A 13,142-nucleotide genomic window follows, 5' to 3' on the forward strand; every position below is an offset into this window, starting at 1 on the left:
CCGATCGGGTACGCGAACGCGGGAGGGCCCTCAGCCGCCGAGGGCCCTCCCCTATCGTCCCGGGGTCACGGCAGCGATGAACCGTGCCGGTGCCCCGTTTTGGGTAAGGTCGCCGGGTGCCAGTCAACGTGAGCACCTCTACCGAGCTAGCCGACCGCGCCCGATCCGCCCTCGCACGCTCCGGCGCGGTGCCGCCGGAGTGGAAGGTGGACCCGGCTGACCGGATCGGGTGGGCGGTGGCCCGGTTCGACGGCGGTGACCACGCCGGTGCCGTCGAGGAACTGACGGCATGCCTGGACGGCTGGCTACCGAGGGAGTTCGCCGAAGCTGCGCCTCGAATCCTTACCGGCGAGCAGGCTGTGCGGGTTGCCACCGCCGCACTCGGCGGCGAGCATCCGTACCGTCCGTTCCAGAGTGGACGCAACGGCCCGGAGTACGCGGTCGCCGGGACGCTCGCCCGCCTGGTGGCCGGCGACTCCGACGCGGAGGCGGCGCTGCTTCGGGCCGTACTGGTGGTCCGGCCGGACGAGGACCGCAGGTGGGCCCACTTCCGGGCCGCGCGCATCTCGGCGGTGTTCGCGGCGCTGGCCGAGGCGTACGTCGGTGAGCCCGAACATCTCGACCGCTGGTCGGCGCTGCTGGACCGGGACGACCAGTCCTGCCTCGCTGCGGCAGCCGCCCTGTTGGGGCCCCTCGGCCTCGCCGAGGCTGACCGGCGCTGCGGGACCGTCAAGGAGGTCGACGCCGACCGGCTCGTCGCCGCGTTCGTCGCGGCGGACCGGTTCGACGACGCGTTCACCCTGGCGACCCGGCTCGACCCGGGTCAGCAACAGCGCGCGCTGCTGACGCTGGCGACGCCCGGACTCACCCCGGCGCGGGCAAAGGCGCTGGTGGCCGCGTTCCGGAAGTGCCCGAAGGGAGGGCGCGAACGCGACGTACAGATGATCTACCAGCACCGATTCGCCCGGCTGTTCCTGGCACTGGAGCGGGTCGACGACGCGCTTGCCGTGCTGAGCCGGATGCGGGACTGCCGCGTGTCGGGATACGGGCCGGGCCCGCTCGCCCTCGACGTGTTGCGCTGGCTCGACGGCCGGCGCGAGGCGGCAACCCCGGAACGGCTCCGCGCCGTACTGGACACGCTGGCCGGCCCAGGGGTCATCCCGCAGGAGCTTGCCGCCGTGGTCGCGGACGTCGTACCGCTCGGCTATGCCCTGGCTGACGAGCCGCTGCGTACCGAGATCGTCGACGTGCACGTGCCCCGGCTGCGGGCCCGCCTGCGGACCGTACCGTGGGCGCTGCTGGCCGACGCCGGGCTCGGCGCCGCGCTTGTCGAAACGGGAGACGCCACCGCGCTCGACCCGGTGTACGCGCAGGCCACCGCCGGCCGACCCGACTCGCGGCTGAGCCTGGTACTGACCCGGCTGGCCAGCCGCACCGGCCTGTTCGCCCGGGATCGCGAGCTGTTCACCCGGCTGGTGACCGGCGTGTTGTCGGACGGTTACTGGTGGTTCGCCGAGGCGCTGCTACCGGCTCTCGACGCCGAGGCTCGGACCGTCGTGCCGGACGCGCTGGCGGCGGTGCCCGCCGACTGCCGTCGCCAGGTCGTCGCCGTCGCGCGCTTCGCCGAGCGGGTCGGCGACTCCGGTCTACTCGCCGCCATGCTCGATGCGGCACCCGACGCGGAGAGTACCCGTCGAGTGGCCGGCCGCGCCGCGATGCTGCTGGCCCGGCACGGCGAGCTGCCCGAGGCGCTGGACCTCGCACGCCGGTGCGGTCTGGTCGGCGGAGAGTCGAGGTAAGCCGGCCGGGTGTCCTCGGTGCCGGTGCCGAGCATGTGGCATCGCGGCGTTTGTCTCCGATGAACCCCGAGACCACGGTTGGGACCAGCCGTCGAAGAGCAGCCACGCCGAGATCTCACATGGCCGAACTTATATAAGTTGCTCCTGATACGCTGCCACCCGGTCCGACCGGAAGGCCAGCGTGAGGGAGTGATGGTGGACATCGTCGACGAGATCAATGCGATCCACCGGAGGGTCGGCCGGGCCGGGACGCCGGTCGGCGAGGCCCGGACCGTCCTGTTGCGCCGGACCTACGACACCTCCGTGGACGACCTCTGGGACGCCGTCACCAACCCCGAACGGCTGCCCCGCTGGTTCCTGCCGGTCAGCGGGGAGTTCACGCTCGGCGGGCGCTACCAGGTGGAGGGGAACGCGGGCGGCGAGATCATCCGCTGTGAGCCGCCCCGCCTGCTCAGGCTGACCTGGGTCTTCGGCGAACCGGTCGAGGGCGGCTTCAGCGAGGTCGAGGTACGCCTCTCCCCCGCCGACGCCGCCGAGCAGGCCGCAGCCGAGCGGGCCGTACTCGAACTGGAGCACGTCGCTGTCATCGACCCGGAGCGGTGGACCGAGTACGGCCCCGGGGCGGTCGGCGTCGGCTGGGACCTGGCCCTGCTCGGCCTCGGCCTCTATCTGGGCGGCGGCGCGATCACCGACCCGGACGCCTGGGGCCGGTCCCGGGAGGCCCGGGAGTTCATGACGTTGAGCAGCAACGCCTGGGGAGCGGCGACGGTGGCCGGCGGCGAGCACCCGGACGAGGTGGCGGTGATGGTGGCCAACACCAGCCAGTTCTACGCCCCGGACCCGCCCGCCGGTCCGAACGCGCCCTGAGCCTGCACGCCCTCGGCGCGATGTTCGTGCTCTGCCAGGACGAGGCACTACGGCCGTACCTGCTCGAAGTGGAACTCCCGGATGAAGCAGTCCCGGGGCTGCCCGACCGCGAACAGCACGCACTCCACGACTGATCGGGCGGTGAGGGGTGCGCCCGCGACCCGTGGGCCGTCCTGCACGAAGTCCGGCGGATAGAGCGAGATCACCCGGATCCCCTCGGCGCGCAGCCGCTGCGACAGGATGCCGGCGAACCCGGCCTGGGCGTGCTTGGCGGCGTAGAAGGCCGGGTGCGCGTCGGACCGGTGGTGGCCGACCTCGCCGCAGGCGGAGACCAGGTTCACGATGTCGGGCCGGTCCGAGGCGCGGAGCAGCGGCAGCAGGTGCCGGGTGAGCAGTACCGTGCCGGTCACGGCTCCGGCGACGGTGTCGACGATCTCGTGGTCGGAGGCGTCGTCGAGCCCGGCACCGGGCAGATAGGCGGCACCGTTGTTCACCAGCACGTCGATCCGGTCGGTCCGGTCGGCCAGCGCCGCCGCGAAGCCGCGTACCGAATCGGGTTTTGTCAGGTCGCAGCCGAACGCCTCGGCGGTGCCGGCGCCGCCCCGGGAGATCAGGTCCGCGGTCCGGCCGGCCGCCGCCGGGTCCCGGGCCGTGACGGCGACATGCGCGCCGCGCTCGGCGAACGCCAGTGCCAGGGTACGGCCGGTGTCCCGGCCCGCACCGGTGACCACGACCCGCAGTCCGTCGAAGAGCATCCGCCGAGTGCACCACCTCAAGCGCGGTCGAGGTCAACTCCCGGCCACCGCCGCCGATCCGGTCAACCGTCCTCGGTGCCGTCGAGCGCGGCGAGCAGGCCACGGATGGTGTCGGCCTCCAACGACTCCAGCTCGGTGTAGCCGGCGAGGGCGTGGCCGAAGTGCTGCCGGGCCCGAACCCGGTCCCCGAGGTCCCGGTACGCGTGCCCGAGACCGGTGTGTGCCCGCGCCTGCGGCTCCCCGGCGCTGACGTCCCGGGCGATGGCGAGCGCCTCGGTGTGGTGGCCGAGGGCGTCGCCGGGGCGGCCGGTGGCGCGGGCGGCGTCGCCGAGACCGTTGAGCACCCACGCCTGCACCTCCCGGTCGTCGATCTCGCGGCAGATGCCGAGCGCCTCGGTGAGGTATTCGACGGCCCGGTGCGGCTCGCCGAGGCTGAGGTGGACGCTGCCGAGGTTGTCCAGCGCGTTGGCCTGACCCTGCCGGTGCCCGAGCTGCCGGAACACGGCCAGCGCCCGCCCGAGGTGGTCGGCGGCCGACCGGTGCCGGCTCAGCCGCTGCTCGGCGAGGCCGAGGTTGGTCAGCGCGGTCGCCTCACCCAGCCGGTTGCCGGCCCGGCGGGAGAGTTCGGCGGCCCGCTCGAAGTGGCCGGCCGCGGACTCGTAGCGACCCTGCTGCGCGTCGACGGTACCCAGGTTGCTCAGCGCGAGTGCCTGCTGGGAGTCGTCGCCGGTCGCCTCCGCGAGATCCATCGCCCGCCGGAGGTACCCGGCCGCCGGCTCGGGCCGCCCCCGGAGCCGTTCGAGGTTGCCGAGCACGGTGAACACCCGCGCCCGCTGGCTGCGGTCATCCGCCCGCCGTGCCGCGTCCAGCGCCTGCCGGAGATGCTCGACCGCCCGCTCGTACCGGCACAGGTGCAGGTGGGTGACGCCGATGCCGAGCAGCGCGTGGGCCTGTCCGGACGGGTCACCGGTCGCCTCGGCGGCACGGTATGCCTGGGTGTGTATCGCCAGCGCGTCGGTGTAGTGGCCGCCGTCGAGATAGCGGTAGAGCAGCGTCGACAGGTCGATGGTGTGCGCGGGCCAGTCTCGGGCTCCGGTGTGCGTCACCACGGCGGTCAGGTTGGGCAGCTCGGTGTCGAGCCAGGACCGGGCGGCCTCGGGGCCGGAGAGCGGGCGGGCGGTGCCGGCCAGCGCGCCGACCCGGAGCGGGCGACGGGTGTCGGTCAGGTCGAGCAGGTCCGTCGCGGTCCGGACCGTACCGAGGTAGGTGTCGAGGAGCCGGCCCAGCGCGGCTCGGCGCCCGGCGTCCGACTCGTGGGTGCCGGCGAGCCGGGTGGCGTAGCCGCGCAGCAGGTCGTGCATGCCGTACCGGTCGGTCCCGACGGGGTGCACCAGGTGTGCCCGGGCCAGCACCTCCAGGTCGGTACGGGCGGCTGCCGGGTCGCTGGCGGCGAGCGCGGCGGCGGCGTACTCGTCGAAGTCCGTGCCGGGGTGCAGGCCCAGCATCCGGAAGGTGCGGGCGACCGGCGGCGGCAGGTGTTGCACCGACCAGGAGAAGACGGCGGTGACGGCGGCTCGGGGATCCCCGTCGGCGTCCATCAGCTCCAGCCGGCGCTGCCGGTCGGCCAGCTCGGCGGTGAGGTCGGCCAGGGTGGCGGCCGGATGCGCGGCGGCCCGCTCGGCGGCGACCCGCAACGCCAGCGGCAGTCGGGCGCAGAGCTGTGCCAGGGTGGCGACCGCCTCCGGTTCGGCCTCGGCCCGCGCCCCGACCAGGTGGGTCAGCAGCGCGACCGCGTCGGGCAGCGGCAGCAGGTCGAGGTCGACCCGGCGGGCGCCGTCCCGGGCCACCAGGCCGGCCAGCCGGTCCCGGCTGGTCACCACCACCGCGCAGGACGCCGTGCCGGGGAGCAGTGGACGGACCTGCTCCACCGTCGCCGCGTTGTCCAGCACGATCAGCATCCGCCGACCGGCGAGCTGGGTACGGTAGCGGGCGGCCCGCTCCTCGACGTCGATCGGGATCTCCGCGCCGGTCACCCGCAACGAGGTCAGTAGCCGGGCCAGCGCGTCGGTGGGCGGCATCGGCTGCTCCGGGTCGTAGCCGCGCAGGTTCACGTAGAGCTGACCGTCCGGGAAGCGGTCGGCGACCCGGTGTGCCCAGTGCACGGCGAGCGCGGTCTTGCCGACTCCGGCGGTACCGGAGACGGCGGAGATCACCACCCCGGTCGGGGCCGGGCCGGCGAGGATCGCGTCGAGGCGGGCGAGCTGCTCGCCCCGGCCCATGAAGGCGAAGACGTCGGCCGGCAACTGCCGGGGCACCGGGCGGTGGCCCGCCCGCACGCTCCGGCGCGGGGTCCGACGCTGCTCTTCGGCGACCCGGTCCCGGGCGGTGGCCAGCATCCCCTGCTCGACCGGTGTCGCGCCGAGCAGGCCGACCAGGATGTCGAACCGGTCGGTGGGCGGCAGGGTCCGGCCGGTCAGGTATTCCGCCACCGCCGCCGTCGACCAGCCGGTCCGGGCGGCCAGCTCACGGTAGGTCAGCTCGCCGTCCCGGCGCTGCCGCGCGTGGCGACGCCGAAGCGCCCGCAGCACCGCCGCCAGGTCGGGCAGGGTCCGTACCCCGGAGACGTCGAGCGGCGACTGGTCGAAGACCTTCCCGTCCGAGCGGTACGCCACCATCCTGCTGGGACCCCTCCGGTCTCGGGTGCCGCCGTTTCGCCCCCTCGCCGCCCGGAGGTCGCCCGGGGCACCGCGCCGAAACCTGGGCCCCGGGCGGCAGGTCGTGGAGCCGGTGGCGATCCGACGGACGAAGCCTAGACCGCCGACTCAGATGATCAACAGATGTCTGCCGATTTCTGCTCCTGTTCGGAATCCGGAGATCGCCGCCCGCCGATCCGCGACCATCGCCACGTACATCCGGTGCTGCTTCGGGGCCGGTCCAGCGCCTCCACCGGGCCGGCCGGATCTCGCGGAGGTGTGGCGGCGACGCGACGACGAGGTCGGTCGGCTCGACACAGGTCCCACTCCAGAAGTCCGGCCCGAGGCGGCCCGGAGGGTGTTGTGCGGGAAAGGAGACCTGTCCATGTCCGACGAACACGTCCCCTTGCGGGGTCCGGTGTGGAGCCGGCGACCGCTGACCCGACGGCGCGGGATCACCGCCGCCGTCGGCCTCGTCGCGCTGCTGGCCGGGAGCCTCGCCGCCCCCGGGGTGGCGGCCGGCGCCGAACCGACCCGGCGCGGCGGGCCCGCGCCGCTGCTCACCGCGACCGGGCCGGCGCTGGCCGGTAGCTACATCGTCGTGCTCAACGGCGAACCGGGGGCGGGTGCCGCCGCACGCGGCGGCGCGGCCGTGGCCCGGGCGACAGCGCTCGGCGGGGCCGTGCAACACCGCTACCACAGCGCGCTCAACGGCTTCTCGGCCAAGCTGACCCCGAGCCAGCTCGGCGCGCTGCGCAACGACCCGGACGTGGCCTACATCGCGCCCGACCAGCAGATCAGCCACGACGTCGTGCAGTCACCCGTCACCTGGGGACTGGACCGGATCGACCAGCGCAACCGGCCGCTGAACAACGCCTACGAGTACGTCCGGGGCGCCGGCGGCGTCACCGTGTACGTCATCGACAGCGGCATCCGGGCCAGCCACGTCGAGTTCGGCGGGCGGGTGGCCGGCGGCTTCACCGCGATCGCCGACGGCAACGGCACCAACGACTGCCACGGGCACGGTACGCACGTCGCCGGTACGGTCGGCTCGGCCGCGTACGGGGTGGCCAAGGCGGTGCGGCTGGTGCCGGTACGGGTCTTCGGCTGCTCGCCGTACACCAGCACGGCGGCGGTGATCGCCGGGGTCGACTGGGTCACCGCCAACCGTACCGGTCCGTCGGTGGCGAACATGAGCCTGGGCGGGCCGCCACAGCCGGCGCTGGACACCGCGGTGACCAACTCGGTCAACTCCGGCGTGACGTACGTCGTCGCCGCCGGCAACGACGCCGTCGACGCGTGCGGCCAGTCCCCGGCGTACCTGCCGAACGTGATCACCGTGGCCGCCAGCGACTCCGGGGACGCGCGTAGCTGGTTCTCCAACTTCGGCGGCTGCGTGGCCCTGTTCGCCCCCGGCTCCGACATCCTCTCCGCCGGGATCGCCTCGGACAGTGCCGCCCTGGTGGCCAGCGGCACCTCGATGGCCAGCCCGCACGTGGCCGGCGCGGCAGCGATCTATCTGGACGCCAACCCGACCGCACCACCGGCCGAGGTCGCGGCGTGGCTCACCGAGACCGCGACCGCGGACGTGATCTCCGACGTCCGGGGCTCGCCGAACCGCCTGCTCTACGCCGCCAGTCCGGCCACGCACGCGGCGATGACCTGGCGGGTCAAGGAGCAGCGCGCCGACAACGTGTTGCTGGTCGGCTCCGACGACCAGACCAACCCCTACCAGGGCGACACCCCGGTCACCACCAGCCTGCCGATCCTGTGCCTGACCCAGACCGGCGCCCCGGTCCCGGCCGGCGTCATTCCGGACCGGTACAACGGCTGGGCCGGCGGCTCGGTGCAGCTCACCGCGCCGGTGCCCGGCCGGCGGCTGACCAGCCTGGCCGAGGCGGACCGGATCTGCGCGGCGAGCTTCGGCGGCGGCTGGCGGATGGCCGAGTTCCACGACGGGTACTACAGCCTCCGGCCGGGCTTCCCCGGATTACCGTTCCCGCCCCTGACCGCACGCAGCGGGTGGAACTTCTGGGCGCACGGCACCCTGCCGGCGAACACCCGGTTCTGGGCGCACATCAACGACCAGCCCGGCAACCCCTGGAGCTGACCACTGCCGGACCGGACAGAATGATCGCCAATGCGGCGCACGGTGGATCGACGCCGTGCGCCGTACCGGTCCGACCGCCGACCAATGTACGGTTAGCTACGGGTTTCCACGGGAGCGGCCGCAGCCAGCAGGACGCGGTCTGGGGCGGTGACGGCCGGTGGGTAAGGCGGGGCTTCCCGGTGCCCTTCGCGGGTTCCGCGAGCGCGCCGGGCTGACCCAACAGGAGCTGGCCGACCGGGCCGGGCTGAGCGTCGGTGGGCTGCGCGATCTGGAGCAGGGACGTGTCGCCGCGCCGCGTCCGACCACCCTGCGCCGGCTCGCCGCCGGCCTCGCCATGTCCGATGTGGAGACCGCCGAGCTTGTCCACCTGGGCCAACGTGCCCAGCCGCCGGCGTACGGCCTGCGGTTGCGGGTGTTGGGTCCGCTCGCCGTCCTCGTCAACGGGGTCGGCGTGGATCCGGGTTCGGTCAAGCAGCGCACCCTGCTGGCCGTGCTGGCGCTGACCCCGAACGAGCCGGTGCACCTGGACACGCTCGTCGAGGTGATGTGGGCCGGGCGACCGCCGGACGGCGCCGCCGGCCTGGCGCAGAACCACGTGTACCGGCTACGCCAGAGGTTGCGGTCGAGCGCGTCGCCCACTCACCCGGACCACCTGCTGCTGGCCAGCCGGGGCGGCTACCAGCTCTCCGTCACCGACGAGCAGCTCGATCTGCTCGATTTCCGTCGCCTCGTCGAGCGGGCCCGCGGCGCCCACCGGGACGGTGACCTGTCGGCCGCGTACGAGTGGTACCGACAGGCGACCGGTCTGTGGCGTGGTGCGCCGCTGGCCGACCTGGCCGGCCTACGGGTCCTGCCCGAGGTGGCAGCGCTGGACCGGGAACGGCAGGCGGTCGTCGTGGAGTACGCCGACACCGCCACCGCGCTCGGCCATCATGATCAAGTGCTGCCTGTGCTGCGCCAGGCCACCGACGCCGATCCGCTGCACGAGGCCGCCCACGCGCGGTTGATGCTCGCGCTGGCCGGCAGCGGCCAGCAGGCCGCGGCGCTGGGGGTGTACGAGGCGCTGCGGCGACGGCTCGCCGACGAGCTGGGCGCGGACCCGGGACCCGAGTTGGTCGGCGCGCACCGGCGGGTGCTGCGCCAGGAGGTGACCCGACCCGCCGGGACCGGCCCGGCCCCGGTGAGCGCGCATCGGCAGCTGCCGCCGGACATGGCCGACTTCACCGGTCGCGAGGCCGAGCTGCGTACCCTGTGGTCGGCCCTGCCGCAGCCCGGGGAGGCGGGCACCACGCTGGTGATATCCGCGATCGAGGGAATGGCCGGGGTGGGCAAGACCCGGCTCGCCGTCCACCTCGCCCACCAACTGGTGCGATCCGGCCGGTACGTCGACGTACAGCTCTACGTGGACCTGCACGGTCACGCCGACGAGCCGCCGGCCGATCCGGCCACCGTGCTCGCCTCCTTCCTCCACCTGCTGGGTGTGCCCGGCGCCCAGATCCCCGACGGGCTGGACGCGCGGGCGGCGCTGTACCGGGACCGGTTGCACGGCCGGCAGGCCCTGGTCCTGTTGGACAACGCCGCCAGCGACGACCAGGTGTTGCCGCTGCTACCGGCCAGTCCGACCAGCCTCGTCCTGGTCACCAGCCGTCGGATGCTCGCCCTCGACGGCACCCACACCCTGAACCTCGACGTGTTCACCGCGCAGGACGCGCACGCGCTGCTCGGCCGGGTCGCCGGGGAACGGCGGGTCGCCGCCGATCCGGCCGCCGCCCGCCGGGTCGCCGACCTGTGCGGGCGGCTGCCGCTAGCGGTGGTCCTGGCCGCCCACCGGCTGCGGTCCCGACCGGCCTGGACATTCAGCGACCTTGCCGCCCGGCTCGACGCGGAGGGCAGCCGGCTCGGCGAACTGGCGGTCGGGAGCAGGCAGATCCGCGCGGTATTCGACCTCTCCTACCGGGCCCTCGATCCGGCCGACCAGCGGCTGTTCCGGTTGCTCGGACTGCACCCCGGCGACGACTTCACCGCCGAGTCGGCGGCGGCGCTGGCGGGCGTGGCGCCGCCGGTGGCCCGACGGACCCTGGAGCGACTGGTGGACGAGCACCTCGTCACTCCGGTTACCGCCGACCGCTACCGACTGCACGACCTGCTCCGCGACTACGCCAGCACGCGGGCCAGGACGGATGACGGCGACGGCGGCACCGGTGCCGCCGTCGACCGGATCCTCACCTGGTACCTGTACGCCGCCCACGCGGCCGTCCGCAGGCTGCTTCCGCTGAACGTCGAGGTCGTCCTGGACGAGGGAGCCCGACCATCCCATCTGCCCGTGTTCGACGCGGACGAGCAGGCGTTCCAGTGGCTCGCCGCGGAACAGACCACACTGGTCGCCGCCGTCGCCAGTGCGGTCAGCCGTGGCAGAGATGACCTCGCCTGGCGCCTGCCCGCGGTCCTCCGGCTGTACTTCGAGCGCCGCAGCAACTGGCACGACTGGTTCGGTACCAGTGAGATCGCACTCGACGCGGCACGCCGGGCCGGCGACCGGGTCGCCGAGGCGCTGATCCTCAGTGGCCTCGGTATCGCCTACGGGCAGCTCGACCAGACCGAGAAGGCTATCGAATGCCTCACCCGCTCGCTGGAGATCCGTCGTGCCGTCGACGACCGACATGGCGAAGGCCGGGCGCTCAACAACCTCGGGGTCACGTACGGCCGGCAGGGCAAGTTCCACGACGCCATCGAGCACCTGACTGCGGCCCTGGAGATCCGCCGGGAGACCGCCTCCGAGTACGACCAGGGCATGACGCTGGGAAACCTCGGTCGGGCGTACGCCGGGGCTGGGCAGCACGAGGAGGCGATCCGCTGCCTGGAGGAGGCGCTCGACCTCCGGCGGCGGCTGGCCGATCCGGTCGGTGTCGCCTCGGCGCTGTTCAACCTCGGTGAGGGGCTGATGCGCGCCGGGCAGCACCGGCAGGCCCTCGCCCACCTGTACGAGGCACGCGACCTCTACCACGAGAAGCACTGTCGCGGATTCGAGGCGGAAACCCTGGAGGTGCTCGGTGACTGCCTGCTGCTCTGCGGCGAGTCGATCCGGGCCCGGGAGTGCTGGCAGCAGGCGCTGGAGGGGTTCGACGAACTCGGCCACCCGCGCGCCGAGGGACTGCGCCTCCGGCTGACACAGCACTCCGGGTAGCAGCACCCCGGGCAGCAGCACCACGCGAACCCGTAGCCAACCCGTACCTGGCCGCCCGCGATTCGCTCACCACCCTTGCTGAGCAGCGCCGGGCCGCGACCGGGTACGGCTGGCGGGATGCGAGGGCTCGGTGAGCGTCGTTCGCCACCGTAGGAGCGGTGAGACAGGCGTGAGCACGGCTGACCGGTGTCGTTCTACTGGGGAGGATTCGGATGTCCGGAGGTCGGACGGGCCTCGGCCCGGACCTGCGCGCGGCGCGCCGGGGCGGTACGCGTCATGGACGAAGCCCGGCGCGGCCGGTTGTCCCTGCACCGTCACCGCGTGCACGGCCGAAGTCCCAGTGCCGTTCACCCGTGCCGCCATGCCCGCACGACCGCCGTTGCCACACACGGTCGGCGGTGATCCGCAGGATCACGTCCGGGCGTAGAGGTTCACCGCGGACCCCGACCAGCGGCAGGTCCACCGGCACCGCCATCATGTACGCCACCGCCCGCTGATCCGGTTCGTGGCGAGCGTCCGGGAGCGCTACGACCACACCGGCTACGACCTCGATCCGAGGCTGGCCGAGTCGCTGCTCTGGGCCACCCTGGCCGGCGAACCGACCCCGAGCCGATGCGCGCCAGGACCCACACCGCGCAGACCCTGCTGCTCATCGGCCTACTCGACGACGAGGGCCTGTCCCGTGCCGAGCTGGACCGCTTCCTGTCCGAAGCCGACGAGGATGCGAACGCCGGAACAGCCCTACACCAGGTAGTACGTGAGGAAGGCGAACGGGGCGGCGAGGAAGCAGATGCCGAAGCCGAGCCGGGCGTACCGGGCGGGTCGGCCGACGATCATCCGGGGTTTGCCCCAGATGCCGAGCGCGAGATAGCCGAGGAAGAAGGCCATCGTCGGCAATCCGGCGCAGCTCCACGAAAAGACCGGGACCGTGCTGGCGTCGAGGCCCTTCATGCCCCGCACCTCGGCGACGGTGAGCACGATCCAGATGACGACGATGAGCAGCCCGGCGCAGATCAGGTAGACCGTCGCCGCCCGGGCCAGCGGTGACATCGACGGAAAGAGCGGCGCCTGCTGGGCCATCGTCTCCGTCTGCACGATCATGACGTCGGCGCCGTCCGCCGACTGCCGGGCCAGGTCCAGCTCGCGCAGCGGATCGACCGGCTGGGCCGGTGGCGCCCCCGGGCCCGCGCCGGAGACCGGGCCGACACCGGACGGCGCCGCGTCGGAGGGCAGCCGAGGGCCGGGCACCGGGCCGGCCGCCGGGGTCGCCGGCAGCGCGCGCCGGGCCGGACCGGCCGACAGTTCCGGGTACGCCGCACCGGGCCCCGCGTCCGACGGGCTCGGCTCACCCGGGGCGGGGTTGCCGAACCCGGTCGGCCGATAGGTGTGCGCCGGCGGGGGCGGCGGCTCGGGCGGATCGAGCTGGTCCGGTCCGGCGTACTGGGCCGGCACGGTGGGATGACCGCCGGACCCGGGCGGCGGGTAGCCGACTCCCGGCGGTGGCGGGCCGGGCAGTGGCGGTCCCGGCTGCGGGGCCAGCGGCACCGACTTGCCGATCATCTGGCCGAGCGCCGTCAACCGCTGCTGCTGCACCGCGAGCCGCTGGTCGAGCCGGTCGACGGCGGCACCCGTACTGCCCCGGGCCTCGGCGAGCTGGGCGGCGGTCCGTTCACCGCTGCGGCGCAACTCGTGCAGGTGCCGGGCCAGGGCCGCGTACTCGGCGAAGCTCGCCAC

Annotated in this window: 7 protein-coding genes; 4 read left to right on the plus strand and 3 right to left on the minus strand. The window is 73.8% G+C overall.

Features of this window, described 5'->3' with window-relative positions:
* Positions 1-116: 116 nt before the first annotated feature.
* Positions 117-1,799 (plus strand): hypothetical protein, encoded by a 1,683-nt coding sequence (locus Pma05_RS09505; protein ID WP_203856973.1) that lies wholly within the window; start codon positions 117-119, stop codon positions 1,797-1,799.
* A 192-nt stretch (positions 1,800-1,991) separates the two neighbouring features.
* Positions 1,992-2,666, plus strand: a complete 675-nt coding sequence (locus Pma05_RS09510) for an SRPBCC domain-containing protein (RefSeq protein WP_203857104.1) — start codon at positions 1,992-1,994, stop codon at positions 2,664-2,666.
* Positions 2,667-2,713: 47 nt separating this feature from the next.
* Here Pma05_RS09510 and Pma05_RS09515 read toward each other — a convergent pair whose 3' ends face one another.
* Both Pma05_RS09515 and Pma05_RS09520 read right to left on the minus strand, forming a co-directional pair.
* Positions 2,714-3,421, minus strand: coding sequence for an SDR family oxidoreductase (locus Pma05_RS09515; RefSeq protein WP_203856974.1), 708 nt, complete (start codon positions 3,419-3,421; stop codon positions 2,714-2,716).
* 62 nt (positions 3,422-3,483) lie between these two features.
* Positions 3,484-6,096, minus strand: coding sequence for an ATP-binding protein (locus Pma05_RS09520; RefSeq protein WP_203856975.1), 2,613 nt, complete (start codon positions 6,094-6,096; stop codon positions 3,484-3,486).
* Between the two features lie 403 nt (positions 6,097-6,499).
* On the opposite strand from Pma05_RS09520, the gene Pma05_RS09525 reads away from it, so the two are divergent.
* Positions 6,500-8,224 carry a S8 family peptidase gene (locus Pma05_RS09525; RefSeq protein WP_203856976.1) on the plus strand — a complete coding sequence of 575 codons (1,725 nt, stop codon included), beginning with the start codon at positions 6,500-6,502 and terminating at the stop codon, positions 8,222-8,224.
* 157 nt (positions 8,225-8,381) lie between these two features.
* Positions 8,382-11,408, plus strand: coding sequence for a tetratricopeptide repeat protein (locus Pma05_RS09530; protein WP_203856977.1), 3,027 nt, complete (start codon positions 8,382-8,384; stop codon positions 11,406-11,408).
* 741 nt (positions 11,409-12,149) lie between these two features.
* Here the strand turns inward: Pma05_RS09530 and Pma05_RS09535 are convergent.
* On the minus strand, positions 12,150-13,142 hold the full coding sequence (locus Pma05_RS09535; RefSeq protein ID WP_203856978.1) for a hypothetical protein: 993 nt from the start codon (positions 13,140-13,142) through the stop codon (positions 12,150-12,152).

Source organism: Plantactinospora mayteni, from assembly GCF_016862935.1.
Taxonomy (GTDB): domain Bacteria; phylum Actinomycetota; class Actinomycetes; order Mycobacteriales; family Micromonosporaceae; genus Plantactinospora; species Plantactinospora mayteni.

Bases quoted from the DNA above. Each gene is read 5' to 3' on its own strand.
- Pma05_RS09520 (WP_203856975.1), bottom strand. From the start codon at position 6,096: ATGGTGGCGTACCGCTCGGACGGGAAGGTCTTCGACCAGTCGCCGCTC.
- Pma05_RS09525 (WP_203856976.1), top strand. From the start codon at position 6,500: ATGTCCGACGAACACGTCCCCTTGCGGGGTCCGGTGTGGAGCCGGCGA.
- Pma05_RS09510 (WP_203857104.1), top strand. From the start codon at position 1,992: ATGGTGGACATCGTCGACGAGATCAATGCGATCCACCGGAGGGTCGGC.
- Pma05_RS09515 (WP_203856974.1), bottom strand. From the start codon at position 3,421: ATGCTCTTCGACGGACTGCGGGTCGTGGTCACCGGTGCGGGCCGGGAC.